General features: G+C 69.2%; 19 protein-coding genes and 1 pseudogene. 8 read left to right on the top strand and 12 right to left on the bottom strand.

Annotation, left to right across the window (positions count from 1 at the left end; genetic code table 11):
* Nucleotides 1-155 precede the first annotated feature (155 nt).
* From ABZ195_RS01510 to ABZ195_RS01525, 4 genes are read left to right on the top strand one after another with little or no spacing between them, the layout of a single operon-like run.
* Entirely contained in the window at nucleotides 156-1499 is a 1344-nt protein-coding gene (locus ABZ195_RS01510) for a SpoIIE family protein phosphatase (protein WP_355214220.1), read from the top strand.
* A complete protein-coding gene (locus ABZ195_RS01515; RefSeq protein WP_355214222.1) occupies nucleotides 1487-2545 on the top strand; it encodes a cobalamin-dependent protein in 1059 nt (352 codons plus the stop codon). Before ABZ195_RS01510 ends, ABZ195_RS01515 begins: the two co-directional genes overlap by 13 nt.
* A gap of 57 nt (nucleotides 2546-2602) precedes the next feature.
* Nucleotides 2603-6691 (top strand): SpoIIE family protein phosphatase, encoded by a 4089-nt coding sequence (locus ABZ195_RS01520; protein ID WP_355214899.1) that lies wholly within the window; start codon nucleotides 2603-2605, stop codon nucleotides 6689-6691.
* The gene (locus ABZ195_RS01525) at nucleotides 6691-7020 is read left to right on the top strand and encodes an STAS domain-containing protein (RefSeq protein WP_355214224.1); all 330 of its coding nucleotides are present in this window, start codon (nucleotides 6691-6693) and stop codon (nucleotides 7018-7020) included. The genes ABZ195_RS01520 and ABZ195_RS01525 overlap by 1 nt, the downstream gene beginning before the upstream one ends.
* Here the strand turns inward: ABZ195_RS01525 and ABZ195_RS01530 are convergent.
* From ABZ195_RS01530 to ABZ195_RS01545, 4 genes are all read right to left on the bottom strand, one after another.
* The gene (locus ABZ195_RS01530; protein ID WP_355214226.1) at nucleotides 7017-9929 is read right to left on the bottom strand and encodes an MMPL family transporter; all 2913 of its coding nucleotides are present in this window, start codon (nucleotides 9927-9929) and stop codon (nucleotides 7017-7019) included. The genes ABZ195_RS01525 and ABZ195_RS01530 overlap by 4 nt on opposite strands.
* Entirely contained in the window at nucleotides 9926-10366 is a 441-nt protein-coding gene (locus ABZ195_RS01535; RefSeq protein ID WP_355214228.1) for an MmpS family transport accessory protein, read from the bottom strand. Before ABZ195_RS01535 ends, ABZ195_RS01530 begins: the two co-directional genes overlap by 4 nt.
* Nucleotides 10363-10851, bottom strand: a complete 489-nt coding sequence (locus tag ABZ195_RS01540; protein WP_355214230.1) for a MarR family transcriptional regulator — start codon at nucleotides 10849-10851, stop codon at nucleotides 10363-10365. Before ABZ195_RS01540 ends, ABZ195_RS01535 begins: the two co-directional genes overlap by 4 nt.
* 212 nt (nucleotides 10852-11063) lie before the next feature.
* Nucleotides 11064-12296 (bottom strand): cysteine desulfurase-like protein, encoded by a 1233-nt coding sequence (locus ABZ195_RS01545; RefSeq protein WP_355214232.1) that lies wholly within the window; start codon nucleotides 12294-12296, stop codon nucleotides 11064-11066.
* A gap of 54 nt (nucleotides 12297-12350) precedes the next feature.
* On the opposite strand from ABZ195_RS01545, the gene ABZ195_RS01550 reads away from it, so the two are divergent.
* Entirely contained in the window at nucleotides 12351-13646 is a 1296-nt protein-coding gene (locus ABZ195_RS01550; RefSeq protein ID WP_355214234.1) for an aspartate aminotransferase family protein, read from the top strand.
* An 8-nt stretch (nucleotides 13647-13654) separates the two neighbouring features.
* On the opposite strand, the gene ABZ195_RS01555 is transcribed toward ABZ195_RS01550, so the two are convergent.
* The 4 genes and pseudogenes from ABZ195_RS01555 to sthA all read right to left on the bottom strand — a co-directional run.
* Complete coding sequence (locus ABZ195_RS01555; protein WP_355214236.1) at nucleotides 13655-14584, bottom strand: NAD(P)-binding protein; 930 nt, start codon at nucleotides 14582-14584, stop codon at nucleotides 13655-13657.
* Between the two features lie 9 nt (nucleotides 14585-14593).
* The gene (locus ABZ195_RS01560; protein WP_355214238.1) at nucleotides 14594-15502 is read right to left on the bottom strand and encodes a 2-hydroxyacid dehydrogenase; all 909 of its coding nucleotides are present in this window, start codon (nucleotides 15500-15502) and stop codon (nucleotides 14594-14596) included.
* A gap of 20 nt (nucleotides 15503-15522) precedes the next feature.
* On the bottom strand, nucleotides 15523-16275 hold the full coding sequence (locus ABZ195_RS01565) for an alpha/beta fold hydrolase (RefSeq protein WP_355214240.1): 753 nt from the start codon (nucleotides 16273-16275) through the stop codon (nucleotides 15523-15525).
* A gap of 165 nt (nucleotides 16276-16440) precedes the next feature.
* Nucleotides 16441-17847, bottom strand: a pseudogene (gene sthA, locus ABZ195_RS01570) (Si-specific NAD(P)(+) transhydrogenase); the annotation flags it as partial.
* A 99-nt stretch (nucleotides 17848-17946) separates the two neighbouring features.
* Here sthA and ABZ195_RS01575 point away from each other — a divergent pair.
* Nucleotides 17947-18801 carry an aldolase/citrate lyase family protein gene (locus ABZ195_RS01575; protein ID WP_355214241.1) on the top strand — a complete coding sequence of 285 codons (855 nt, stop codon included), beginning with the start codon at nucleotides 17947-17949 and terminating at the stop codon, nucleotides 18799-18801.
* A gap of 16 nt (nucleotides 18802-18817) precedes the next feature.
* On the opposite strand, the gene ABZ195_RS01580 is transcribed toward ABZ195_RS01575, so the two are convergent.
* Together ABZ195_RS01580 and ABZ195_RS01585 are read right to left on the bottom strand one after the other, a co-directional pair.
* Nucleotides 18818-20200: an aspartate aminotransferase family protein gene (locus tag ABZ195_RS01580; protein ID WP_355214243.1), complete on the bottom strand. Its 1383-nt coding sequence runs from the start codon at nucleotides 20198-20200 to the stop codon at nucleotides 18818-18820.
* 25 nt (nucleotides 20201-20225) lie between these two features.
* Nucleotides 20226-21749, bottom strand: a complete 1524-nt coding sequence (locus ABZ195_RS01585; RefSeq protein WP_355214245.1) for a CoA-acylating methylmalonate-semialdehyde dehydrogenase — start codon at nucleotides 21747-21749, stop codon at nucleotides 20226-20228.
* Nucleotides 21750-21829: 80 nt separating this feature from the next.
* Between ABZ195_RS01585 and ABZ195_RS01590 the strand changes: the two genes are divergently transcribed.
* Complete coding sequence (locus tag ABZ195_RS01590; protein ID WP_355214246.1) at nucleotides 21830-23455, top strand: PucR family transcriptional regulator ligand-binding domain-containing protein; 1626 nt, start codon at nucleotides 21830-21832, stop codon at nucleotides 23453-23455.
* A gap of 59 nt (nucleotides 23456-23514) precedes the next feature.
* On the opposite strand, the gene ABZ195_RS01595 is transcribed toward ABZ195_RS01590, so the two are convergent.
* Complete coding sequence (locus ABZ195_RS01595) at nucleotides 23515-24429, bottom strand: DUF808 domain-containing protein (protein ID WP_355214248.1); 915 nt, start codon at nucleotides 24427-24429, stop codon at nucleotides 23515-23517.
* 52 nt (nucleotides 24430-24481) lie between these two features.
* On the opposite strand from ABZ195_RS01595, the gene ABZ195_RS01600 reads away from it, so the two are divergent.
* Nucleotides 24482-25621 carry an FAD-dependent oxidoreductase gene (locus ABZ195_RS01600; RefSeq protein WP_355214250.1) on the top strand — a complete coding sequence of 380 codons (1140 nt, stop codon included), beginning with the start codon at nucleotides 24482-24484 and terminating at the stop codon, nucleotides 25619-25621.
* On the opposite strand, the gene ABZ195_RS01605 is transcribed toward ABZ195_RS01600, so the two are convergent.
* Nucleotides 25587-26063 carry a MarR family transcriptional regulator gene (locus ABZ195_RS01605; protein WP_355214252.1) on the bottom strand — a complete coding sequence of 159 codons (477 nt, stop codon included), beginning with the start codon at nucleotides 26061-26063 and terminating at the stop codon, nucleotides 25587-25589. The genes ABZ195_RS01600 and ABZ195_RS01605 overlap by 35 nt on opposite strands.
* Nucleotides 26064-26125: the final 62 nt, after the last annotated feature.

A 26125-nucleotide genomic window follows, 5' to 3' on the forward strand; every position in this document is an offset into this window, starting at 1 on the left:
CGCCGCTCGCCTTAACGTGATCGGATCGGTAGATTGGCGGGAGGTTGAGTTCCCAGCCCGTCGTCGTCTCGATCCCCGGATCGATGCCTGGTTTTCCATCAGTATCGCGAAACCCATGGTTACCTGCCCTAACGCAGGTTGGCGACCATTAGCTGATGCGTCGTGACGACGCGCTGGGAGGTGAGGTAGTGGCGGTCAGACCGACGACCTCTCTGCACCCGCAGGCCCGTTTGCGTCCCGCTGAGATGACACCCGACCTCCGTGTCGGCGACCAACTCGTCGAGGACGTCGCCCGTGGTTTGTCCGGCTCCCTGAATCTGCGTCGTACCGCGCTTCGGTTGTTGACGATGATTCGCCCCACCCTCGCGGATTGGGGGATGGTCGTCCTACCGGGTGACCGCCCCGGCGCACTGACCCTCGTCGGAGGCGACGACGCCGGCTTCCACGCCGTCATCTCCACCGCGGCCATCGCCAACCTCGAGCTCAGCCGCGTGCTGCGGACCGGCGGCACCGAATTGCGCCACGTCATGATGGACTCCGACGCGGAGGCCGATCTGGCTGGCATGATTCCGCACCCCAGGCTCGCCGCCGAGGCCGCCACGATGCGCCCGGCGGACGTACTCGCCGTCGGCCTCACCGCGCGAGGTGCGACCATCGGCGTGCTGGTCATGATCCGGAGCGAGGGCAGGGGTTTCGACTCCCGAGACATGGCGGTTGCCGAAGGGGTGGCCGGCAGCGCCGCCATGGCCCTGGATTCGGCACGGCTCTACGAAGAGCGTGGCCGCATGGCCTCGGTTCTGCAGAGCAGCCTCCGGCCACCGTCGCTGCCCGAGGTCCCCGGTGCGCGGCTGGCCGCCCGATACAGGCCCGCGGCCGAGCACCTCGACATCGGCGGTGACTTCTACGACGTCCACGGCAGGGGTGCCGACTGGTTGCTCTCGGTCGGCGACGTCTCGGGCAAGGGCGTGGAGGCTGCGGCGCTGACGGGGCGGACTCGTCAAAGCATCCGAACTGCCTGCCATTTCGACCGCCGACCGGAGGCGGTGCTCGACGCGCTGAACACGGTGCTCTTCGACGAGCACACCAGGGACTTCGTCACGGTGGTCTGCGCGCGGATGCGGCGCGAGACCGACGGACGGTTCGTGGTCGACGTCGCGGCCGCCGGACACCCCGCCCCGATCGTGCTGCGCAGCGACGGCCGTGTCGAGACCATCGGCGTGCGCGGCACCGCAGCCGGCATGATCGCCCAGGTTCGATACGAACCGGCCACCGTCACCCTCCGACCCGGGGACACCATGCTGATGTTCACCGACGGGGTCGACGAGGCCACGGGTGCAGACGGGATGTATGGCGTGGACCGGTTGACGGCCCTGATGCCGAGCTATGCCGGCGCCGACCCCGAAGTGCTCTGTGAAGCGATCGAGCAGGACGTCCTGGAGTATCTCGACGGTCGCCACCACGATGACATCGCGTTGCTCGCGGTGACATGCGGCGACTAGACGAGCGTCGAGACCCGTTGGAGGCGTACGACGCGGCTCTCGCGAGCGGTGACACCGAGACGGTCAGGGCGCTGGTCGGAGAGATGCTCGACGGAGGCACGGATCCGGTGTCGGTGCTCACCGACGTGGTCGCCGCCGCGCAGCGTGAGGTCGGTCGGCGCTGGCAACTCGGGGAGTACACCATCGCCCAGGAGCATGCCGCCACCGCCACGGCCATCGCCGCGACCAAGGTCGTCGCCAGGCACGTTCGCGAGGTGCCGGTGACCCGGGGGAAGGTCCTGGTCGCCTGCGCCGAACGGGAGTGGCATGCGCTGCCCGCCATGATGATCGAGTGCGCGCTGCGCGCTCACGGTTGGGACACCACGCTGCTGGGGGCGTCGACGAATCCGCTGCGCCTCAACCAGTACCTGCAGGACCTGGGGCCCGACGCCGTCGCGGTGAGTTGCTCGGTGCTGGGCTCGTTGCCGACCTGCCGACGGTTCATCGAGGCGACGACCGCCAGCGGAACGCCAATCCTGGTCGGCGGTCCGGCATTTGGCGTGGACGACATGCGAGCGGTCGCCCTCGGCGCCACCGCGTGGGCCCGCGACGCGCACGGCGCCGTCGCGGCAATGGACGCCCTGCCTGCCGTCGTGGAACCGGCTCGCCCCCTGTTCGGCGAGCGCATCGTCGAACAGTCCGCGCTGGAGTCAGACCACCGCCGGCTCGTCGCCCTGCTCCGGCAACGGTGGTCGTTGGTCGCCACGGCCACCACGCACGACGCAGACTGTCTCAACAGCGTCATCGACGTCGCCGACGACGTGCTGCATCAGATTCTGTATGCGGTGCAGGTGGCGCTTCTCACCGGCGATCATCGTGTCTTGGCCGAAACCGCTTGGTGGATAGACGATCTGCTGCGTACACGTGGCGCCGATCCGACGATGATGGCCGAATTGGTCGACATCTTCACGACCGCAATGCGCGACTACCCGGTGGCGGCGGCGATGTTGGCCGCGCACTTCGTCGTGCCCGTCGAGTGGCGCCAGGGCGGGACGATCGTCGAATGACGCGTGACGAAGGGCGTTTTCGTGGTCTTTCGCGATGACGACGAGATCGGTCGCGACATGGCGAGGGTGGACTGGGCGGCTACGCCGCTGGGCTCACCCTCGCAGTGGCCGCAGAGCCTGCGTACGGCCGTCAGCGTCCTGCTCGCATCGCGATTCCCGATGTGGATGGCCTGGGGACCGGATCTGACGTTCTTCTGCAACGCCTCCTACCGTCGCGACACCTTGGGCGGCAAGTATCCGTGGGCACTCGGCCGGCCCGCGAGGGAGGTGTGGGAGGAGGTCTGGGACGACGCGCGCCCCCGAATCGAACACGTCCTGTCGACCGGAGAGGCGACCTGGGACGAGGGGCTGTTGCTGTTCCTCGAGAGATTCGGGTACCCGGAAGAGAGCTATCACACGTTCTCCTACAGTCCGCTGCGCGACGAGGACAGCCGCGTGGTCGGCATGCTCTGCGTCGTCAGCGAGGACACCGACCGGGTGATCGCCGAGCGCCGGATGTCGACGCTGCGCGACCTCGGCTCGGACCCCAGCGTGGTGCGCACCGAGCGCCAGATGCTGGACTTCGCGGCCAGTCAGCTCGCCGGCAATCCGTACGATCTGCCCTTCACCTTGACCTATCTGTTCGACGCCGAGCCCAACGGTGGAGTCGCCCACCTCGCCGGCGTCAGTGGCATCGAGACCGGCCATCGGGCGGTACCGCCTACGCTCTCGGCGGGCCGACCCGACGTGTGGCCCGTCGAACCGGCCTCCCGCGGGGAGACCGCGGTCGTGGATCTCGACGGCATGGGACTCGACCTGCCGTCGGGTGCGTGGGCGGAACCGCCGACCACGGCGTTGGTGGTGCCGCTGCTGCAGCAGGGCGCCGCGCCCGTGGGCTTCATGGTCGCCGCGCTGAATCGACACCGCCCCCTCGACGACGGCTACCGCGGGTTCGTCGAACTCGTCGCCGGCCACGTCGCGGCAGGTGTGGGCAGTGCGCGCAGCTATCAGGCGCAGCAGCAGCGCGCCGAGGAACTGGCCGAGCTCGACAGCGCCAAGACGGCGTTCTTCTCCAACATCAGTCACGAGTTCCGCACTCCGCTGACGTTGATCCTCGGGCCCGTCGACGACCTGCGGGCTCGCGGAGACGCGTTGGACCAGGCCGCGCGCGACGAACTGGAACTGATCCACCGCAACGGGTTACGGCTCGCGAAGCTCGTCAACACCCTGCTCGACTTCTCCCGGATTCAGGCCGGTCGGATGCGGGCCAGGTTCGAACCCGTCGACCTGTCGGCGGTCACGGTGGAGCTGGCCAGCGTCTTCCGCTCCGCCGTCGAGCGGGCGGGGCTGACCTTCGACGTCGACTGTCCCCCGCTGGACCAACCCGTGTATCTGGACCGCGACATGTGGGAGAAGGTCGTACTCAACCTGCTGTCGAACGCGCTGAAGTTCACGTTCGACGGCGCCGTCACCGTGCGGGTCCGCGGCGAGGACGGCGGTGCTGTGGTCACCGTCGCCGACACCGGAATCGGGGTGTCCGCGGCCGAGATGCCCCGGCTCTTCGAGCGCTTCCATCGCATCGAGACCGCCAGATCGCGCTCGACGGAGGGCAGCGGCATCGGACTGGCGCTGGTGCGCGAACTCGTCGGACTGCAGGGCGGCACGATCGCGGCCGACAGTCGGGAGGGGGTGGGGACGACGTTCGCGGTGCGCCTCCCGTTCGGCTCGGCACGCCTCGTCCCAGAGGAGATCTTGCCGTCGGGAACCAGCGGCACCACCGGTGCCGTGGCGCAACCGTACGTCCAGGAGGCGCTGCGCTGGTTGCCGTCAGACCCGGCGTCCGCCGAATCCGACGCGCCGTCGGCGGCCGTCACCCCCGTGGGCGGTGGTGAGGATCCGGTGCGCGTCCTGATTGCCGACGACAACGCCGACATGCGTGAATACCTCACCAATCTGCTTCGTACGTCGGGGTATTCGGTCACCACCACCAGTGACGGCGTCGAGGCACTCGGGTCGATCCGCGACCAGGCTCCCGACATCCTGGTCAGCGACGTGATGATGCCCCGCCTCGACGGCCTCGCGCTGTTGGCCGCGCTGCGGGGAGATCCTCAGACGGTGGCACTTCCCGTCCTGCTGCTGTCGGCCCGTGCGGGGCAGGAGGCTTCGATCGAGGGCCTGCAGGCCGGGGCCGACGACTATCTGGTCAAACCGTTCGCGGCCGCGGAACTGCTTGCCCGCGTGCGGGCCAACGTGGAGCTCGCCAGGATGCGCAACCACCATGCCCGGTGGCGGACGGCCTTGGTGAACTCGCTGCAGGAGGCGTTCTTCGTCTGCGACGAGCACGGTGCGGTCATCGAGGTCAACACCGCCTTCGCCGACGTGCTGGGGTACGGCCCCTCGGGTCTGCCCTACGATCCCGTTCACCCCTGGTGGCCGGACGCCGACACCGACCCCGATGCGCACCAGTTGGTGCAGAACGCGTTTCGGAACCTGCTCGACCAAGCCCACGGCACCTTCACCGTTCCGGTCACCCACCGTGACGGCCACCGGCTGTGGGTCGCGGTCAACTTCAACCACGCCGAGGACCCCGACACCGCCCGGCGGGTCATGGTCGGCACCTTCCGCGACGTCACCTCCGAGCATTACACCGTGCAGCGCCAGTCCGCACTGGCGGCGCTGAATCAGCGCCTGGCTCAGGCAAATTCCCTCGACGACGCCCTCGTCGGCGCCATCGACGAGCTCAAGGGCGTGTGGCGTGCCCGGCGCGTGCTGGCTCTGACGTTCCCCACCGGTGCCGACGAGGACACCCCGCCCGAACTCCTCGGCGTCGGCGAACCGGTCGAGTGGACCGAACTCTCCGACGAGCAGCGCGAGTCGATCGCGGTCATCCGCGACGCGGGTCTGCTGACCACCTCGGCCGAGGCGACGAACTACGGCGGCGTGTCCCTGCAGCATCCGCGCGGCGTCCTGGTCGTGTGGGTCGAACTGTCCGAACGACGGCCCTTCGGACCGCGGGACCACACCCTGCTCGCCGTCCTGGCCGGACGACTAGGCCAAGGCCTGCACCGCGCCTATCAACTCGACGAACAACGAGAGACCGCGCTGGCCCTGCAACACGCCATGTTGGGGCCGGTGAACCTGCCTGCGGGGTTCACCGTGCGCTACCACCCGGCGAGTCGACCGCTCCAGGTCGGCGGTGACTGGTACGACGTCGTCGACCTCGACGACGGCAGGATTGCGCTCATCGTCGGCGACTGCGTCGGCCACGGTCTGGGCGCCGCCACCGTGATGGGTCAACTACGCAGTGCGTGTCGGGCACTGTTCCTCGAACAGTCCTCTCCAAGTGCGGTTCTCGCGGGGATGGATCGATTCGCGAGCCGCCTGCCGGGTGCCCGCTGCACGACGGCCTTCGCCGCGGTGCTCACCCTCGACAGCGGCGAGCTCGTCTTCTCCAGTGCGGGACACCCACCCCCGATCCTGGTGCTGGCGGACGGGACCACCACGATGCTGGAGGGCGGCCGTGGGCTCCCGCTTGCATTGCAGCCCAGCCGGACTCGGCCGGAGGTGCGCATGACGATGCCGGCCAGAGCCACGTTGTTGCTCTACACCGACGGTCTGGTGGAGCGCCGCGGTACGTCCATGGACGACGGCATGATTCGCGCCGCCGATCTGGTCAGGGGCGGCCGCATGGACGAACTCGACGACGTCGCCGACCACCTCATGTCCGAACTGGAGCCCGGTGGCGGTTATCCCGACGACGTGGCGCTGCTGCTGTACCGGCGACCCGGACCACTGACCATGACGTTCGCCGCCGACGCCGCCCAGCTCGCGCCCACCCGAGAAGCCCTACGTGGCTGGCTGACTCAGGTGGGGGTGGCCGACGACACGATGCAGGACGTCCTCATCGCCACCGGTGAGGCCGTGTCCAACGCGGTCGAGCACGGTCACCGCGACAGGCCCGACGGTGTCGTCTCCCTGACCGCCATGGCCGTCGTCAACCGGCTGCGGGTCACGGTCGCCGACACGGGCACCTGGAAGCGGCCACGAGCGGTCGCCGACATCAGCCGCGGTCGGGGCATGGCGCTCATGAAGGGTCTGATGGAGGGCTTCACGATTCACTCCGACGACGTCGGCACGACAGTTTCCATGTACGCGAGGATTGACTAATGGCCACACCGTTGACCGTGAACACTGATCAGGACGCCGACGGGGCGCCGCGGGTCGTCGCCGCCGGCGAGATCGATCTCAGCAACATCGCCGTGTTCACCGAGGCGCTCGCCACTGCGAGCGCCGGCACCCGGCGGCCCATGACCGTCGACATGAGCGCGGTCAAGTACCTCGACAGTGCCGGTATCAACGCTCTGTTCAACCACGCCGACGAGGTCGAACGTCTCCGACTCATCGTGCATCCGTTCCTGATTCGCGTTCTGACGATCAGTGGCTTGAGCGACGTCGCGGTGGTGGAGGCGGCCGCCCCGCCGGTGTCGAACGCCTAGCTGGGCACCGGTACCGGCGCGGTGTCGGTGTCGTCGCTGGCCGCTGGCGGCGGGGTCTTCCTGAAGTGGTTGTCGCCGCGGGGGTAGACCACCAGCGGCCACCAGAACCACCGGCCCAGCAGCGTCGCGATGGAGGGCATGAGCAGCGACCGCACGATGAACGTGTCCACCAGCAGGCCGATCGCGATGGTGGATCCCATCTGCGCCAGCACCACCAGCTTGCTGAACATCATCGCGGCCATCGTCGCCGCGAACACCAGACCGGCCGAGGTCACCACGCCACCGGTACCCGCCATCGAGCGGATGATGCCGGTCTTCAGGCCGGCGTGAATCTCGTCCTTGAACCGCGACACCAGCAGCAGGTTGTAGTCCGAGCCGACCGCCAGCAGGATGATCACCGACATCAGCATGACCAGCCATTGGACCGGTTTGCCAAACAGGTCCTGCCACAACAGAACCGAGATGCCGAACGACGCGGCGATGGAACTCCCCGCCGTCGTCACGATGACCAGGGCGGCGACCGCACTTCGGGTCAGGATGATCATGATCATGAAGATGAGGGTCAACGCCGACACGACGGCGATCAGCAGGTCGTACTTGGCGCCGTCGGCCATGTCCCGGTAGGTCGCCGCGACGCCGCCGAGGTAGATCTTGGCGTCCGAGAGCGACGACATCTTCAAGGCCTCCTGCGCGGCCTTGCGCTCGGAGTTGACCCTGGCGATGCCGTCGACGGTCGCGGGATCGCCCTCGTGGGTGATGAACATGCGCGCCGACTTGCCGTCCGGGGACAGGAACATCGCGAGGCCACGCTTGAAGTCCGGGTTGCTGAACGCCTCCGGCGGCAAGAAGAACAGGTCGTCGTTCTTGGCGTCGTCGAAGGCGGCACCCATCGCCAGGGCGGTGTCGTTGGACGCCTCCATCTGGTCGAGCAACGCCTTCTGCGAGTTGTACGAGGCCAGCGCGAGATCTCGGCTCTGCTTCATCGTGGCCAGGGTCTGCGGTAGCAGGGCGGTCAACTTCGGTGCCAGCGCCGCCAATTGGTCGGTGTTGCCCTGCACGGCCCCGGTCCGGTCGGTCAGCTCGTCGATGCCGTCGAGGGAGTCGAAGAGGGATCGGATGGCAGAGCACAGCGGAATGTCGAAGCAGTGCGGCTCCCAGTAGAAGTACGCGCGCATCGGCCGGAACGTGTCGTCGAAGTTGGCGATGTTGTCCCGGAGCTTCTCGGTCGTGGCCAGCAGGTCGCGCGACTTGTCCGCCGAATCCTGGGTGAGCCGGGTCTGCTCCAGCGAGAGTTGGTACTGCTGCTCCAGGATGGCGATCGACGCGTTGGTCGAGTCGATCGTCCGCAACTGGTCGGCCAGCTGTGCGCGTTGGAACGGCAGGTTCATGTTGCTCGTCTGACCGGAGACGCTCGTCTGGAACGGAATCGAGCTGTGCTGGATCGGGATTCCCAGCGGCCGGGTGATGCTCTGCACCATGGCGATGCCGTCGGTGTGCATGACGTTGCGCGCCACCGCGTTCAGCACCAGCATGTCGGCGGGATTGCGCATGTCGTGCTCGGAGTCGACCATCAGGATGTCGGGGTTCATCCGGGCCTGGGAGAAGTGCCGGTCGGCGGCCGCGAACCCGACGTTGGTCGGGGCGTCCTTCGGCAGGTAGTACTGGTCGTTGTAGGCGGGCTTGTAGCCGGGAATCGCCACGATGCCGATCAACACGATGAAGAGGCTGACGACGAAGATCGGCGCGGGCCAACGGACTACGGCCGTTCCGACCTTGCGCCAAAACCGGCTCTTGGCGGGCCGCTTGGATTCGTAGAGGCCGGCCTTGCTGCCGAGGAAGAGCACCGCCGGGCCGAGGGTGACCGCGATGACGACCACGACGATCATGCCGATCGCCACGGGTGCGCCCATGGTGCTGAAGTAGGGCAACCGGCAGAAGCTCAGGCAGTAGGTGGCGCCCGCGATCGTCAGGCCCGAACCCACGATGACGGGGGCCACGGACTTGAAGGTGGCGTAGTAGGAGTCGTCCCGGTCCAGCCCCATCGCCCGGTCTTCCCGATAGCGCCCGAAGATGAAGATGCCGTAGTCGGTGGCCGCGGCGATCGCCAGCATCGTCAAGATGTTGCCCGCGAACGTGGTCAGACCGAAGGCGCCGTGGGTGGCCAGCACCGAGACCACCCCGCGCGCCGTGAGCAGCCCGAGGAAGGTCAAGAACAACTGGACGAGCGTCGTGCGGATGGACCGGTAGACGATCAGCAGCATGATGGCGATCGCCGCGAGGGTGATCAACGTGATCTGCGCCAGGCTGGCGTTGCCGATGACGTGCAGGTCGTCGGTGAGGGCGGCGGGGCCCGCGACGAAGGCCTGCACGCCCGGCGGTGCCTTGGTCTCCTCGATGACCTTGCGGACGTTGTCCACGCCCTCGTTGGCCAGCGTCTGGCCTTGCTCGCCGGCAAGGTTGATCATCACGTAGGACGCCTTGCCGTCGGAGCTCTGCGCTCCGGCCGCGGTGAGCGTGTCACCCCAGAAGTCCTGGATGTGCTGGATGTGCTCGGGGTCGGCCTGCAGCTTCTTGATGATCGCGTCGTAGTAGGCGTGCGCGTCCGGCCCGAGTGGCTGCTGGCCCTCGATCACGACCATGACCGTGCTGTTGGAGTCGAACTCCTTGAAGTTGCCGCCCATCAACTTCATCGACGTCATCGACGGCGCATCCTCGGGGGCCATCGGCGCCGAGTGCAGTTCGCCGACGACCTCGAGTTGGGGCGCGAGCACGTTCACCAGCACGGCCACCACGACCCAGAACAGCACGATGGGGACGGAGAGGAGTCGGATGGCGTGCGGCAGGTAGGGCCGCTTGGGTCGGTTGCCCGATGGGGCCTGGGCCGGTGCGTCCGGCGTCGCGTGGGTCATGCGGACTTCACCAGGCAGTAGGTCTGAGCTTCGATTCCGCTGGCGGACTGCTCTTCACGGACGGTTCCGTTCACGGTGACGCGGCATCCAATCTGATCTCCGTCGGCTCGCGCCATCAAGTTGGCGCTGACCGTCGGCAACGTCGTCGAGAGGGTGACCGACCACGGCAGCGACGCGGTGATCGTGTGGACGTTGGCGTCCGGGTCGAAGTAGCTGATGAGGGCGGTGTCGCCCGGTGAGCCGTACACGTCGTAGACCATGACCTTCGGGTTGAACTGGACGATTTCGATTCCGGACCCCGCGTTGGCGTTGAGATCCTTGGAGGCGAACTGCGAGTGCAGGCGGTAGACCACCAGGCCGGAGACCGCCAGCACCACGATCAGGACCAGGGGGATCCACAGCGTCTTGAACCCGCGGCCGATCGGATTGTTCTTCACTGCGACGCCTTCCGTGGATCGTCATGAGGTGGTTCGTCCGCACTGGCGGCGAGCCGGCGGAGGATGGGCAGGGCGACATGGGCGGAGAGCTGCAGCCCCTTGCGTTCGTCGGGACTCAGGGTGCCGAGCAGTTCGGCGAGGCGTTCGCGGCGGGAGTGTCTGCGGTCGGCGACGGCCTCCTGGCCCCGTTCGGTGATGCCGACGAGCGTTACCCGTCCGTCCTCCGGATCGGCAATCCGGCAGACGAAGCCCTGCCGTTCGAGCCGCGTGATCAGCTGCGTCATCGACGGCTGGCTGATGCCTTCCTTGGTGGCCAAAGTGGTCAAGCGGAGCGGACCTTCTCGACACAGTCGGTTGACGACGAACAGCGCCGAGGCGCTCATGTCGGTGCGGTCGGTCAGGAATCGTGCGGTCAGGTCCACGACCTGGTCGAGGAAGCCGCCGACGCCGTCACTGGCGCTGCGATCGTCGGGCTGCTCCTGCACCCGCTACATATATCATGAGACCTATGTAGTCGCGAACCGACGGGCGACACAGTCTTCTGACAGCACATTCACAGCATCGGGAATGCGAGGCGACCAGTGGCAGCTACGAGTCGGTGTCAACGGCCGGTAGGACTTTCGGTCACGGCGATCCCAGCCCTCCCGGCGCCTGAATCACATCGCCGCCCCGCCGCCGATCATTTGCATACGTCACCCTATGTATCCGGCGCCACCAGTGCGTCGTCGAGCGCCCGGAGCAGGCGGTCGACCTCGTCGGTGGTGGTGTAGGGCGCCAGGCCGATCCGTAGTCCACCGGCGTCCCCGAGCCCCAGCAGCCGGGACGCCTCGTAGGCGTAGAACGATCCCGCCGGAGCGTTGACGCCCTGCTCGGCGAGCGTCGCACTGACCTCGGCGGCGTCGCGGCCCTCGAAGGTCACCAGCAGTGTCGGCGTTCGTCGCGCGGCCCGGGCGTGCGCGGTCACGCCCGAGAGCGCCGCCAACCCCAATTCGAGCCGACCGCGCAACGCCTCCTCGTGGGCCTCGAGAGCCTCCAGGCTCGCGACGAGGCGCTCGCGGCGCGAGCCGGTGGCGGCGGTCATGTCCGCGAGGAAGTCGACCGCGGCAGTCGCGCCCGCCATCACTTCGTATGGGAGCGTGCCCAATTCGAAGCGTTCGGGGATCCGATCGGTCGACGGGACGAGCTTGGCCGGTCGCAGCTCGGCGAGCACGTCGCGGCGGCCGGCCACCACGCCGCAGTGCGGTCCGAGGAACTTGTACGGCGAGCAGGCGTAGAAGTCGGCACCCAGCGCGCCGACGTCGACCACGCCGTGCGCGGTGTAGTGCACTCCGTCGACGTAGACCAACGCGCCTGCGTCGTGGGTCAATTCGGCGATGGCCCGCACGTCGGGCATCGTGCCGATCAGGTTCGACGCCGCGGTCACCGCGACCAGTCGCGTGCGATCGGTCACCTGCGCGGCCACGGCGGCCACGTCGAGTTCGGAGGTGGTGGCGTCGAAGTCCACCCAGTGCACGGTCGCACCGACCGCGGCGGCCGCGATCACCCACGGCCGCACGTTGGCATCGTGATCCAGGCGCGTCACGACGACCTCGTCGCCCGGGCCCCACCCGGCCGACAACGTGCGCGCGAGGTCGAAGGTCAGCGCGGTCATGCTGCGCCCGAAGATCACCTCGTCGGGGCCGACGTCGAGCAGATCGGCCAAGGCCGCCCGGCACGACACGACGATGGTCTCGGCGTTGCGCGCGGCGGCCGTCACCTGGCCGCGGTTCGCCAGAGGAGCGAGCATCGCAGTGCGGACGGCGTCGGCCACCGCGATCGGCGTTTGCGAACCACCCGGCCCGTCGAAGAACGCGGTGCCGTCGGCCAAGGCGGGAAACTGGGCGCGGACCGCGTCGACGTCGAACGCTGCGGTCTGGTGGGTGCCGGTCACCACCGAAGTCTGGCCCACCCTCACGTGGTGCGCACGCAACGGCATACTCGTGTCGTGGACACCACGCAGTTCTGGGCCGACGCCGAGCACCATCTGGTCCGCTACGGCGGCGCCTTCGTACCCCGAATCATCAAGCGGGCCAGTGGAAGTCACGTATACGACGAGCGGGGCCGGGCCATCCTGGACTTCACCTCCGGGCAGATGAGTTCGGTGCTGGGGCATTCCCATCCCGACGTCGTCGCCACGGTTTCCTCGGCGGTGGCGACCCTCGACCACCTCTACAGCGGCATGCTCAGCGAACCGGTGGTGGAACTGTCGGCGACGCTCACCGCGACGCTGCCCGCCTCGCTGAGCAAGATGCTGCTGCTGACCACCGGTGCCGAGTCCAACGAAGCCGCGATCAAGATGGCCAAGCTGTTCACCGGCCGCTACGAGGTGGTGTCCTTCGACAGGTCGTGGCACGGAATGACCTCGGGCGCGGCCTCGGCGACCTTCAGCGCGGGACGTCGCGGCTACGGCCCGCCGATGCCGGGCAATCTGACGCTGCCGACTCCCAACGCCTACCGGTCGCCATTCCGCAACGCCGACGGCAGCTACGACTGGCGTACGGAACTGGAGTACGGCTTCGCCGCCGTCGACGCGCAGTCCTCGGGCAGCCTCGCCGCGTGTCTGGTCGAGCCGATCCTGTCCTCCGGCGGCATCATCGAACCGCCGCTCGGTTACCTGGCGCGGCTCTCCGAACTCTGTGCCGAACGGGGCATGCTCCTGATCGCCGACGAGGCGCAGACCGGAATCGGCCGCACCGGAACGATGTACGCCTTCGAACGCGACGGCGTCGTGCCCGATCTGTTGACGTTGTCGAAGACCCTCGGTGCCGGTCTGCCCGTGGCCGCCGTCGTCACCACCGACGAGATCGAGAGCCTCTGTCACGAACGGGGTTTCCTGTTCTTCACCACCCACGTGTCGGATCCGCTCGCCGCGTCGGTCGCCCTGACGGTGCTGAGGGTGGTCGAACGCGACGGGCTCGTCGAGCGGGCCGCCCGTCTGGGCCGGCACCTCGGCGCCCGGTTGGCCGCGTTACGCGACGAGCACGAACAGGTCGGCGACGTGCGGGGGCGCGGGTTGCTGCAGGGCATCGAACTGGTCGCCGACAAGGTCGGCAAGGCTCCCGCGGACGACCTGGGGGCGAGGGTCACCGCCGAGTGCCTCGAACGCGGGCTGCACATGAACATCGTCCAGTTGCCCGGCATGGGCGGCATCTTCCGCATCGCCCCGCCGCTGACGATCACCGACGCCGACCTCGACGCCGGACTCGACATCCTGGCCGAGGCCGTGGCGGCCTGCCTGTAGTCGGGAAGTCAGGAACCCAACCGGTCGGCGAGCGCCGTGCCGAGCCGGTGCCCGGACAGCCACGCCGACTCGATGCGCGGGGCGCCGGACGGGCACCACGAGTCGCCACACAGCCCCAGTGGACGACCGCCGTGGGTGGTCAGTCCGAACGCGTCGTCCCCATGTGTGTCAACGGGTTTCGCGAAGGTCCAGCGGTGGGCGTGGGTCCACTGCGGCGGCGTCGTGACGTCGAGGACCCGCCTCAGCGCCTCCAGTACCGGTGCCACCGCGCCGTCGGGCTCCTCCAGATGTGCGGCGGCACGCTTTGCGGTGGTGTGGACGACGAGCACGGCCGCGCCGTCCCCGCGCCGCGAGCCGTCGTCGGCGATGGTGGTGACGTCGGGATCGTCGTTGACGAAGGCGGCGTCCGGAAATGCCCAGTAGCGCTGCGCCCACCCGGCCACCACGGTGATCACCGGTTCGTAGTCCACCCACTCGGCGGCATCGGGCGCCAGCCGGGCGGCCTGCGGATCGGGCATCGCCAAGACGACGGCGTCGTGATCCAGGTCGTCGAGGGAGCCGACGGCGTCGCCGAATCGCGGTTCCCCGGGCAGCGCCGCCGCCACCAGCGACCGCAGCCCGCCGGGGGTGGCGTAGCGCATCGGACCGGAGGTGGTGCGGTGCCCCTCGGCGGAGAACACGTCGAGCGTATCGGTCCAGTCCCGCACCAGGTTTCGGGCCGACCAGTCCTCGACCGCGGCGACGAACTCGGGTTCCTTCGCGGTGAAGTACGCCGCACCGAGGTCGACGCGTCGGCCGTGCAGTTCCGGCGCCGCCATCCGCCCGCCCGGCGCGCGTCCCCGCTCGATCAGCTCCACCGCGATTCCGTGCTCGCGCAAGACCCGGGCGCACACCGCTCCGGAGATGCCGGCACCGACGACTGCGACTCGTGAGGACACGAGTCCAACCTAGTCCGGTCCGACGACCGCGTTGGGCGGCCGATCGCCCCGGGCGTAGACGGCGATCTGTTCGAGTGCGACGCGCCACGCCCGGCCCCATGCTCCCTCGGTGCTGCCCGCGACGTGCGGGGTGAGGAGCAGGTTGGGGGCCGACCACAGCGGGTGCCCGGGTGGCAGCGGTTCCGGCTCGGTGACGTCGAGGGCGGCGCGCAGGCGCCCGGAGGTCAGCTCCGCGAGCAACGCGTCGGAGTCGACGGCGCTGCCGCGGCCGGCGTTGACGATGACGGCGCCGTCGCGCATCCGGCGCAGGAACGCGGCGTCGACGAGGTGGTGGGTGTCCTCGGTCGCTGGCAGCATCGCGACCACGGCGTCCGCGTCGGGAAGGAGGTCCTCGACGTCGGCGAGGGCGGCCACGCCGGCGCGGGCGGTGCGCCCGAAGAGGGTCACCTCGGCTTCGAACGGCGTCAGCCGGGCCGCCAGGTTGACGGCCAGATCACCGGCGCCGAGCACCAGGACGTGCTTGCCGATCAGCGTCTCGGTCTCCTGGAAACCCCAGACGCCGTCGGCCTGCAGGGCGCGGAACAGCGGCAGGTCGCGGTAGATCGACAGCAGCGCCGCCATCACCCACTCGGCGGTCGAACCGCCGTGCGCCCCGCGCCCGTTGGACAGCACGACGCCGGGCGGCAGGTGGGGCACCCACTGCTCGTAGCCGGCGTTCAGAGTCTGGACCAGGCGCAGGTTCGGCAGGTCGGCGAACCGCGTCCCAGTGGCGGCGGCGTTGTCGAACCCCACCACGACGACGTCGGCGTCGGCATGGTCGGCCGGCCACGGGGCGCCGGGTTGGTAGAACGCCATCGTCGTGCCGTCGGTGGGGGCGGGCAGTTCGAGGCCGAGGTCGTCCGGCACGAGCACTTTCACCGGGCCCACGCTAGTCGGGCCTACAGATACGGGTCGGCCCACGCACTGATGATGCGGGCCGCCCGCGCTGCCTGGTTCTTGCCGGTGAGCAGATGGTCGGCGCCTTCGAGGGAGACGAAGCTGCGGGGGTGGCGTGCGGTGCGGAAGATGTCGCTGGCGTTGGCGATGCCCACGGTGTTGTCGGTGGGGGAGTGCATCACCAGCAGGGCGCGGCGCAGCGTGCGGATGCGCTCGCGAAGATCCGCGGCGCGGACGTCGTGGATGAAGTGCCGCTTGAGCGTCAGCGCCTTGCCGCCGACCAGGAACGGTGCCTCGCCGTCGGCTTCGATTCGGTGCACCAGGGCGTCGTAGTTGTGCTCGACGTGCGCGGGTTCGTAGGGCGCCCCGACGCTGACGACGGCGGCCACGGTCTCGCATTCGTGGGCGCCGGCGATCGCCGCGGCGCCGCCGAAGGAGTGCCCGACCAGCAGGTGCACCTCCCGCCCGGTGTCGTTCATGAACTCGACGGCCCGCACGGTGTCGGCCACCTTGTGGGAGAAGGATCCGTCGCCCCAGTCGCCGTCGGAGTCGCCGAGGCCCAGGTTGTCGAAGCGCAGCATGCCGATGCCCTCGGCCGCGAGTTGCTTGCACATCCGGCTCGCGGCGGGACTGTCCTTGCCAAGGGTGAAACCATGGGAGAAGACGCCCCACCCGCGGATCTCGCCGTCGGGGACGTCGACCACCCCGCGCAGGGTCGGTCCGGTGCTGCTGGGGAAACTGACGGGCTCGGCCACCTGCAGATCATGTCGTCGACGGTCACGCCGGGTGCCGTCATCGGGCCCGAGTGAGAGCGATCCCACGCGCCCACGTCACTCCGCGGCAGTGGCGAGTTCCTCGTCGGTACGCTCGTCGGCGCCGTCGCGTTCCGGCGGGCCCGCGTCGGCCTCGTGACCCTCGTGGAACTTGCGGACCGCCCGAATCTTGTTCATCACGTCGAGCGCCGCGACCTTGTAGGCCTCGGAGAACGTGGGGTAGTTCAGAATCGCGTCGACCAGGTAGTCGACGGTGCCGCCGCACCCCATCACCGCCTGGCCGATGTGCACCAATTCGGTGGCGGCGGTGCCAAAGATGTGCACGCCCAGGAGCTTTCGGTCCTCGGTGGACACCAGCAGCTTGAGCATGCCGTAGGAGTCACCGGCGATTTGGCCGCGGGCCAACTCGCGGTATCGGGAGACCCCGAACTCGTATGGGACGGCGTCCTTCGTCAGCTCCACTTCGGTGGCACCGACGAACGACAACTCCGGAATGGTGTAGACGCCGATGGGCTGCAGCGCCGTCATGTCGTTGGCCGGCTCGCCGAACGCGTGATAGGCGGCCAGCCTGCCCTGGTCCATCGAGGTGGCGGCCAGCGCCGGAAATCCGATCACGTCGCCGACGCTGTAGATGTGGTCGACCTTGGTGCGGAAGTGGTCGTCGACCTCGATGCGGCCGCGGTCGTCGGTGCACAGACCGGCGGCCTCGAGGTTCAGGCCGTCGGTGCTCCCGACGCGGCCCGCCGAGTACATCACGGCCTCGGCGGCGATCTGCTTGCCGCTGGCCAGGGTGGTCAGAGTGCCGTTTGGGGAGACGTCGACGTCGGTGACCTCCTCGCCGAAGCGGAACGTCACCGCGGAGTCGCGGAGGTGGAATCGCAAGGCCTCGACGACCTCGGGGTCGCAGAAGTCGAGCATCGTGTCGCGCTTCTCTACGACGGTCACGTGGCTGCCGAGCGCGGCGAAGATCGACGCGTACTCGATGCCGATCACGCCGGCGCCGACGACGACCATGGACGTCGGGATGAAGTCGAGGTTGACGATCTCGTCGGAGTCCAGCACCCGCTCCTGGTCGAAGTCGACGCCCTCGGGCCGTCGCGGTGTGGTGCCGGTGGCGATGACGATGAAATCACCGGTGAGCGTGCGGTGTTCGGCCTCGTGAACGCCCTCCACCTTGACGGTGTGGGCATCGACGAAGCTGCCGCTGCCGATGTGCAGGTCGACGTGGTTGCGCATCAGCTGGCTGCGGATGACGTCGACTTCCCGGTCGATGACGTGCGAGGTCCGCTGGTGCAGATCGGCCGGGGTGATGTGCTCCTTGACCCGGTAGCTGGCGCCGTAGAGCTCGCGCTGGTTCATCCCGGTCAGATGCAGCACGGCCTCGCGCAGCGTCTTCGACGGGATGGTGCCGGTGTTGGTGCACACGCCGCCCACCATGTGGCCGTGCTCGACGATGGCCACCCTCTTGCCGAGTTTGGCCGCTGCCAGAGCCGCCTTCTGCCCTCCGGGGCCTGAGCCGATCACGATCAGGTCGTATTCGTTCTCACTCGCCATGGGAGTGACATACCCACATCTCGGGCGCGTGCCCGCCGGGGCCGTGAACTAAATGTGCGCAAGCTTCTGCATTGAGTCCTCGCCGCAGATGATGGAGTCATGACCCGCTCGATCGACGCACCGGTACGCACTCGCAGGCCGCACTGGTCGCTCGCGCGGACGTGGTTGCTGCAGCCGGGCGTCCCCGACGGCCAGGACGTCTTCGACGCCGCGGTGGCCGGCAGCGCGGACGCCGTCGTGCTCGACGTGGAGGACGGGTTGCCCGACGCGCGCAAGTCCGCGGGTCGTCAGTCGGTGGCCGAGTGGCTGTTCGCCGGCGGTCAGGGCTGGGTCCGGATCAACGCCACGACGACGCCCTACTGGGCGGCCGATCTGAACGCGCTGTCCGGCGCGCCGGGCCTGATCGGCGTCATGCTGGCCAAGACCGAGTCCGCCGCCGACGTCGAGGCGACGAGTGCCCGGCTGCCCGCGGGCACGCCGGTGGTCGCGCTGGTCGAGTCGGCCGTCGGCGTCGAGTCGGTCTCCGACGTCGCGCGCGCACCCGCCTGCGCGCGAATTGCGTTCGGCGTGGGCGACTTTCGCCGCGACACCGGCATGTCCGCCGACCCGGCGACGCTGGCCTACCCGCGTGCCCGCCTGGTGATCGCCAGTCGCGCGGCGGGACTGCCCGCACCCGTGGACGGGCCCACGCTGCGCGATCAGGCCGTACACCTGGCCACGGACACCGCAGTGACCAAGGCGGCCGGCATGACCGGGCGGTTGTGCCTGGACGCCGCGCACGCCGCGACGGTCAACGCCCTGCTGTCGCCGTCACCGCAGGAGATCGACGAGGCCCGGGCGACGCTGGCCCGCCTGGACGCACCGGCCGGACCGTACGACGGAAGCGTCGGCCCTACCCGGGCCCGTGCCGAGGCCGTGCTCGACTACGCGGAGAAGCTGGGCTTGCTGAGCTGATCCCCCCAGCGCCGTCCTACTGCACGTAGCCGTCGGCCACCGTCAGCGCGGCGTCGAGGATGCCCAGACCCTCGGCCACCTCGGCGTCGGAGATGTTGCAGGCCGGCACCGCGTGGATGCGGTTGAAGTTGGCGAACGGCAGCAGGCCACCGGACTTGCAGGCCGCGATCACCGCGTTCATCGCCGGGCTGGACCCGCCGTAGGCCGCCAGCGGCTCACGGGTCTGCGGGTTGGCCACCAGTTCGATCGCCTGGAACACGCCGAGCCCACGCACCTCCCCGACCGAGGGGTGCTTCGCTGCGAGGTCGGCCAGGCCGGGACCGAGCACGTCGGTGCCGATGCGCTTGGCGTTGGCCACCATGCCCTCGTCCTCCATCACGTTGATGGTGGCGACGGCGGCCGCGCACGCCAGCGGGTGACCGGAGTAGGTCAGCCCGCCCGGGTAGGCGCGGTCGGCGAACGTCGAGTAGATCGCGTCGTTGATGGCCACGCCGCCCAGCGGCACGTAACCCGAGGTGACGCCCTTGGCGAAGGTGATCAGATCGGGGACGACGTCGAAGTTCTGGATGGCGAACCACTCACCGGTGCGGCCGAAACCGGCCATCACCTCGTCGGCGATCATCACCATGCCGTACTTGTTGCAGATCTCGCGGACGCCCGCCATGTAGCCGGGCGGCGGCACCATGATGCCCGCGGTGCCGGGCACGGACTCCAGGATGATCGCCGCGAAGGACGACGCACCCTCGTGCTGGATCAGCCGCTCCAGGTACTCCAGGGCGCGTTCGCTCTCCTGCTGTTCGTTCTCCGCGTAGAAGGACGAGCGATACAGGAACGGTCCGTTGAAGTGCACGACGCCGCTGCTGGCGTAGTCGTTGGGGTAGCGGCGCGGGTCGCCCGTCAGGTTGACCGCGGTGTCGGTGCCGCCGTGGTACGAGCGGTAGCGGGAGAGCACCTTGTAGCGGCCGGTGTGCAGCCGCGCCATCCGGACCGCGTGCTCGACGGCGTCGGCGCCGCCGTTGGTGAAGAACACCCGGTTCAGGTCACCGGGGGTGCGCTCGGCGATCAGCCGGGCCGCCTCGGAGCGCGCGGCGTTGACGTGCTGCGGCGCCACGGTGCACAGCTTGGCCGCCTGCTCGGCGATGGCCTTGACCACCGTCGGGTGCTGGTGGCCGATGTTGGTGAACACCAGCTGCCCGGAGAAGTCGAGCAGCTTGTTGCCGTCGCCGTCCCACACGTACTGCCCGTCGGAGGCCACGATCGTCATCGGGGTGATCTGAGCCTGCGCCGACCAGGAGTGGAAGACGTGCTTGCGGTCGAGTTCGTAGGCGTGGGCGGCCTCGGCCTTGGCGGTGGCCAGGTCCTGACCGCTCGGTAACACGGTGCTGTCGAAAGTCGTCATGTGCTCAGTGTTCCTCGTGTGCCTGTCAGTCGTTCTGCGGGAAGCCGAGGTTGATTCCACCATGGCTGGGGTCGAGCCAACGCGTCGTGACGACCTTGCCGCGGGTGAAGAAGTGCACGCCCTCGGTGCCGTGGGCGTGGGTGTCGCCGAACAGCGAGCTCTTCCAGCCGCCGAAGCTGTAGTACGCGGTCGGGACGGGGATGGGCACGTTGACGCCGACCATGCCGACCTCGACCTCGTTCTGGAACCGCCGGGCCGCGCCGCCGTCGTTGGTGAAGATGGCGGTGCCGTTGCCGTAGGGGTTGGCGTTGATGAGGTTCAGCGCCTCGTCGTAGGAGCTGACACGGACGACCGACAGCACGGGGCCGAAGATCTCGTCGGTGTAGACGCTCATCTCGGGGGTGACGTCGTCGATCAGCGTCGGGCCGAGCCAGAAGCCGTCAGCCTCACCGTCGACGGAGATCCCGCGGCCGTCGACCACGATGGTCGCGCCGTCAGCCTCGCCGGCGTCGAGGTAGGACGCCACCCGGTCGCGGTGGGCCTTGGTGACCAATGGGCCCATGTCGGAGTCGCGCGTGCCGTCTGGGGTTGATCCTGGGCCGGTCTTGAGCCCCTTGGCGCGCTCGGCGATCTTGGCGACCAGCTCGTCGGCGATCGGGCCGACCGCGACGCACGCGGAGATGGCCATGCAGCGTTCTCCGGCGGAGCCGAAGCCGGCGTTGACCATGGCGTCGGCGGCCAGGTCGAGGTCGGCGTCGGGCAGCACGATGGCGTGGTTCTTGGCGCCGCCGAGGGCCTGCACGCGCTTGCCGTGCAGGGTGCCGGTCGAGTAGACGTACTGCGCGATCGGGGTCGAGCCGACGAAGCTGATGGCCTTGACCGTCGGATTGGTGAGCAGTTCGTCGACCGCGACCTTGTCGCCCTGCAGCACGTTGAACACGCCAGCGGGCAAGCCGGCCTCGGCCCACAGTTCGGCGATCCACAGGGCGGCCGAGGGATCCTTCTCGCTGGGCTTGAGCACGACGGTGTTGCCCGCGGCGATCGCGATGGGGAAGAACCACATCGGCACCATGGCCGGGAAGTTGAACGGGCTGATGATGCCGACGACGCCGAGCGGCTGACGGATGGAGGCGACGTCGACGTTGGTCGAGGCGTTCTCCGTCATCCCGCCCTTGAGCAGGTGCGCTATGCCGCAAGCGAATTCGACGACTTCCTGGCCGCGGCTCACTTCACCGAGGGCATCGGAGACGACCTTGCCGTGCTCGCTGGTGATGATCTCGGCCAGCTCACCCTTGCGGGCGTTGAGCAATTCCCGGAAGGCGAACAGGATGCTGGTGCGCTTGGCCAGCGAGGTGTCGCGCCAGGCCGGGTAGGCCGCGGCCGCGGCGTCGATCACGACGCGGGCGTCGGCGACGTCGGCCAGGGCGAGTTCGCCGGTGACCTGTCCGGTGGCGGGATTGGTCACCGACGAGGTGCGGTCGCCGGAGCCGGCGAAGCTCTTGCCGTCGGCCCAGTGGGCGATGGTCGTGACGCGGGTGCTGAGAGTCATGCCTCGATTCTGGGGTCGGCATGTAGGCGCCAAGTCCGACGATGTGTAACGAATGTGGCCGAGAAACTTACTATGTGTAGATGTTGCCGACAGTCCGGGAGATCGTCGCGTTGCCGGTCCTGCAGGCCGGTGATCCCGTACTGGTCTGTGGCGCCGACCGGAGCGGCGCACTGGACCGGCCGGTGCGCTGGGTGCACGTCAGCGATCTGCCCGATCTGTCGAACCTGCTCGAGGGCGGGGAGATGGTGCTCACCACCGGACAGGCGCTGACCGACGTCGCGCACCGCGACGACTACCTGCCGCAACTCGCGCGGGCGGGGGCGGTGGCGCTGGTCGTCGAACTCGGCGTCCACGTCGCCGACGTGCCGTCGTCGGTAGTGGCGGCCGGCGCCGACCTGGACCTGCCCGTCGTCGCGCTGCGCCGCCCGGTGCGGTTCGTCGAGGTGACCGAGGAGGTGCACCGTCGGATCGTCGCCGAGCAGTACGCCGAGGTGGACTACGCCCGTCGGGTGCACGAGGCGTTCACGAACTTGAACATGCGCCGGGCCTCGGTCGACGAGATCGTCGCGGCGACGGCCGACATGCTCGACACGCCCATCGTGTTGGAGGACCTGAACCACCAGGCGCTGGCCGTCGTGCGGCACGGGCTCTCGCTCACCGAACTGCTCGACGACTGGGAGCGTCGGTCACGGCTCGGCGCCGACGGTTGGGTGACGTGCCCCGTCGGCCCGTACCGGCAGGAGTGGGGGCGGCTGGTGGCACCGCTCGGGCGAGGCCGCGGCGAGGAGGCCGGCGACCGGATCGCCACGACCCTGGAGCGCGCGGCTCAGGCGTTGGCGATGCACCGCATGGTCGAGCAGGACCGCACCTCACTGGAACTGCGCGCGCAGAGCGGTCTGGTCGACGACCTGCTGCGCGGGCGGATCCGCGACGAGGGCGAGGCGACGGCTCGCGCGCATGCGCTCGGCCTGCGGCCGGCGCTGACCTACGTGCCCGTCACGGTTCGGGTGCCGGAGACCGCGAGCGCCAACCAGTTGCTGATCCAGCAGCGGCGCAGCCGGACATTGGACGCGCTGGTTCACGCCATCCGGTCCGGCGGGCACAGCGTCCTGGCCGCCAGCCGTGACGACGGTCGGGTCGACCTGCTCGTGGCGCCGCAGCCGACGGCGATGGCCGTCAGGGGCGACCCCGGCACCGAACGCGTCCTGGTCGAGGTGGCCGCCGGGATGCGTCGGGCGGTCCTCGCGGTCGACGGCGTCTCGCGGTGCGTCATCGGGGTGGGCCCGGAATCGAGCCGGCTCGTCGACGCCGCGGGTGGTCTCGCCGAGTCCGGCCACGTGGCGGACGTCGCGCTGGCGATGGCCGACCGTCCCGAGGCCAAGCCGTTCTACCGGGCGGCCGACGTGCGACTGCGGGGTCTGGTCGCCCTGATCCGCTCCGATGCGCGGGTGCAGGCATTCGCCGAGACCGAACTTCGTGGGCTGCTCGAGCGGCGCGCCACGCATGGCGACGAATCCTTCGATCTGCTCGCGGCCTACCTCGACGAGGGTGGCAACAAGGCGGCCCTGGCCAAGCGGCTGCACCTGTCCCGGCCGACGCTCTACGCGCGACTGGCAGCCGTCGAGCGGCTGCTGGGCGTGGACCTCGACGACGCGGAGTCCAGAACCTCGCTGCACGTCGCGATGATGGTGCTCGCGCGGCCCTGACCCCCGGCGTTCGTGCACGGATACCCGCGCTGGGCGCGGGTCGGCGTGCACGAATCGGCCTAGTGCTTCTTCTTGCCGAACGGCAGGACGTGCACGACGGCCACCACGACGGCGCCGACGACCAGCCCGATGACCGCCGAGATCGCGGTGTTCAGCAGCCAGGCCAACACGCCGTTGAGGCCCTCCTCGAGGTGGTGGACGAACCCGTAGGGCGCGTGCCACCCGAGGGTGTCGGTGCCGACGAGCAGGATGTGTCCGCCGACCCACAGCATGGCGACGGTGCCGATCACCGACAGCGCGGCCAGCAGCTTCGGCATCCCGACGACCAGGCCGCGGCCCACCTTCTGCGCGAACGCCGAGGAGCGTTGGGTGAGGGCCAGCCCGACGTCGTCCATCTTCACGATCGCCGCGACCACGCCGTAGACGGCGACGGTGATGACGAACGCGACGATGATCAGGATGATCAGCCGCGGCCAGAAGGACTGGTCGGCCACCTCGTTGAGGGCGATCACCATGATCTCGGCCGACAGGATGAAGTCGGTGCGGATCGCGCTGCTCGTCATCTGCTTCTCGGCGTCCTCGCCGATCGCGGTGGTCGGCGCGGCGTGCGCGTCGTGGCCGGCGATTCGGCCCCACACCTTCTCCGCGCCCTCGAAGCACAGATAGGTCGCGCCGAGCATCAGGATCGGAGTCAGCAGCCACGGCACGAACTGGCTCAGCAGCAGTGCGGCAGGCAGGATGAACAGCAGCTTGTTGCGCAGCGACCCCAGGGCGATGCGCTTGATCATCGGCAACTCGCGCTCGGCGGCGATGCCGTGTACGTACTGAGGCGTCACGGCCGTGTCGTCGATGACGACCCCGGCAGCCTTGGCGGCGGCCCGACCCGTGGCGGCGCCGATGTCGTCGACGGATGCGGCCGCGAGCCGGGCCAGCGCGGCCACGTCGTCGAGCAACCCGAACAACCCCGCACTCATGGTCTGTCCCTCATGGCTCCCGAGCCTACGTGCAGTCTGGGAAGCTGCTGAGATGAGTTTGGTCGACACGAGCGCGGACGTCGTCGTCATCGGCGGCGGCATCGCCGGGGTGTCGATCGCCTACGAACTCTCGCGAACGGTGCGGGTCACGCTGCTCGAGATGGAACCGACGCTGGCGTATCACACGACCGGTCGCTCGGCGGCGACGTTCCTGGAAACCTATGGTGGTCAACAGATTCGAGCGCTGACGACGGGAAGTCGAGCCTTCTTCGTCGACCCGCCGGAGGATTTCGAGGCGTCGCTGACCACACCGCGACCCTTCCTGCAATTCGCCACCGCCGGGCGCGCGTCGGTCGTCGACCGGATGCACGCCGGGGTGTGCGCGCTGGTGTCGGACGCCGAACTGCTCGACGGGGACGGCTGCCGAGAGCTCTTCCCGCCGTTGCGACCCGGCGCGGCCGAGCGGGGGATCTACGAGCCGCGGGCACTGGCGCTCGACGTGTCGGCGCTGCACCAGGGCTATGTGCGGGGCGCCCGTCGCAACGGTGCCGAGATCATGCGCACCGCCCACGTGACGTCGCTTCGACGGGCCGGGGAGGCCTGGACCGCGACCACCGCAGACGGTGGCCGCCATCGGGCCCCGGTGGTGGTCGACGCCGCCGGCGCGTGGGCCGACGTCGTGGCCGTCGCGGCAGGGGTGCGGCCGGTGGGGTTGGCGCCGTTGCGGCGGACCATCTTCATGGTCACCTCGCCGCTGGGCGAGGCGACCCGCGGGCTGCCCAATTTCAGCGACGTCGACCAGTCCTTCTACGTCAATCCCGAAGGCGCGCAATTCCTCTGCTCACCGGCCGACGAGACGCCGTGCCCGCCGAGTGACGCCAGACCGGACACGCTGGAGATCGCGCGCGCCATCGAGGCGATCAACGCGGCCACGACGATCGGGGTGCGCGGCATCGGTGCGTCGTGGGCCGGTCTGCGCACGTTCGCACCCGACCGCACCTTCGTGGTCGGTGAGGACGAGGAGGCCCCGGGGTTCTTCTGGCTCGCCGGGCAGGGCGGCTACGGCATCCAGACCGCGCCGGCCACCGCAGCGCTGGGTGCCGCCCTGGTGCTCGGTCAGCCGGTCCCGCCGGATCTCGTCGACCGCGGGCTCGACGTCACTCGGCTGGCGCCGGGTCGCCTTCGGTCATGACGGTGACCAGTTGGTCGAAGTAGGCGCACACCGCCGACTGCTGGGCGGGGGTCAGGCCGTGCCCGACGTCGTCCATGGCGCGCACGATCGGCGCCCAGGTGTCGAACAGCCGGTCGACCGCGTGCGGCAGGGCGCGAACCGTCACCCGTCGCCGGTCCCGTTCGTCGCGGACGCGTTCGACCAATCCGTCGGATTCGAGTCGGTCCAGCAGCACGGTCACCGAGGCCGAGCGCAGGTCCAGCCGGCGAGCCAGCTCCGTGGGGCCCAGGGGCCCGTGGACGTCGAGTAGCCGCAGGGCGGCCATGTCGGTTGCGTTGAGCCCCATGCGCCGTGCCTGCCGTCGCTGCAGTTCGTCGTGCGCCTCGAGGAAGCCCCGCATCGCGAGCATGGGCGCACTGAGCCCGGCCAGCCAGTGCCCCGTCTCGTCGCGCTGATGTCTCACGCCGCCTCCTCGAGGGCAGTTACTTCGAAGATCGTGTATTACGTTATTCTAGGAACATCCTC

The sequence above is a fragment of the Mycobacterium sp. NPDC006124 genome (assembly GCF_040614235.1).
Classification (GTDB): Bacteria; Actinomycetota; Actinomycetes; order Mycobacteriales; family Mycobacteriaceae; genus Mycobacterium.

Bases quoted from the DNA above. Each gene is read 5' to 3' on its own strand.
- ABZ195_RS01510 (WP_355214220.1), top strand. From the start codon at position 156: ATGCGTCGTGACGACGCGCTGGGAGGTGAGGTAGTGGCGGTCAGACCG.
- ABZ195_RS01515 (WP_355214222.1), top strand. From the start codon at position 1,487: ATGCGGCGACTAGACGAGCGTCGAGACCCGTTGGAGGCGTACGACGCG.
- ABZ195_RS01520 (WP_355214899.1), top strand. From the start codon at position 2,603: ATGGCGAGGGTGGACTGGGCGGCTACGCCGCTGGGCTCACCCTCGCAG.
- ABZ195_RS01525 (WP_355214224.1), top strand. From the start codon at position 6,691: ATGGCCACACCGTTGACCGTGAACACTGATCAGGACGCCGACGGGGCG.
- ABZ195_RS01530 (WP_355214226.1), bottom strand. From the start codon at position 9,929: ATGACCCACGCGACGCCGGACGCACCGGCCCAGGCCCCATCGGGCAAC.
- ABZ195_RS01575 (WP_355214241.1), top strand. From the start codon at position 17,947: ATGACCCGCTCGATCGACGCACCGGTACGCACTCGCAGGCCGCACTGG.
- ABZ195_RS01580 (WP_355214243.1), bottom strand. From the start codon at position 20,200: ATGACGACTTTCGACAGCACCGTGTTACCGAGCGGTCAGGACCTGGCC.
- ABZ195_RS01585 (WP_355214245.1), bottom strand. From the start codon at position 21,749: ATGACTCTCAGCACCCGCGTCACGACCATCGCCCACTGGGCCGACGGC.
- ABZ195_RS01590 (WP_355214246.1), top strand. From the start codon at position 21,830: ATGTTGCCGACAGTCCGGGAGATCGTCGCGTTGCCGGTCCTGCAGGCC.
- ABZ195_RS01595 (WP_355214248.1), bottom strand. From the start codon at position 24,429: ATGAGTGCGGGGTTGTTCGGGTTGCTCGACGACGTGGCCGCGCTGGCC.
- ABZ195_RS01600 (WP_355214250.1), top strand. From the start codon at position 24,482: ATGAGTTTGGTCGACACGAGCGCGGACGTCGTCGTCATCGGCGGCGGC.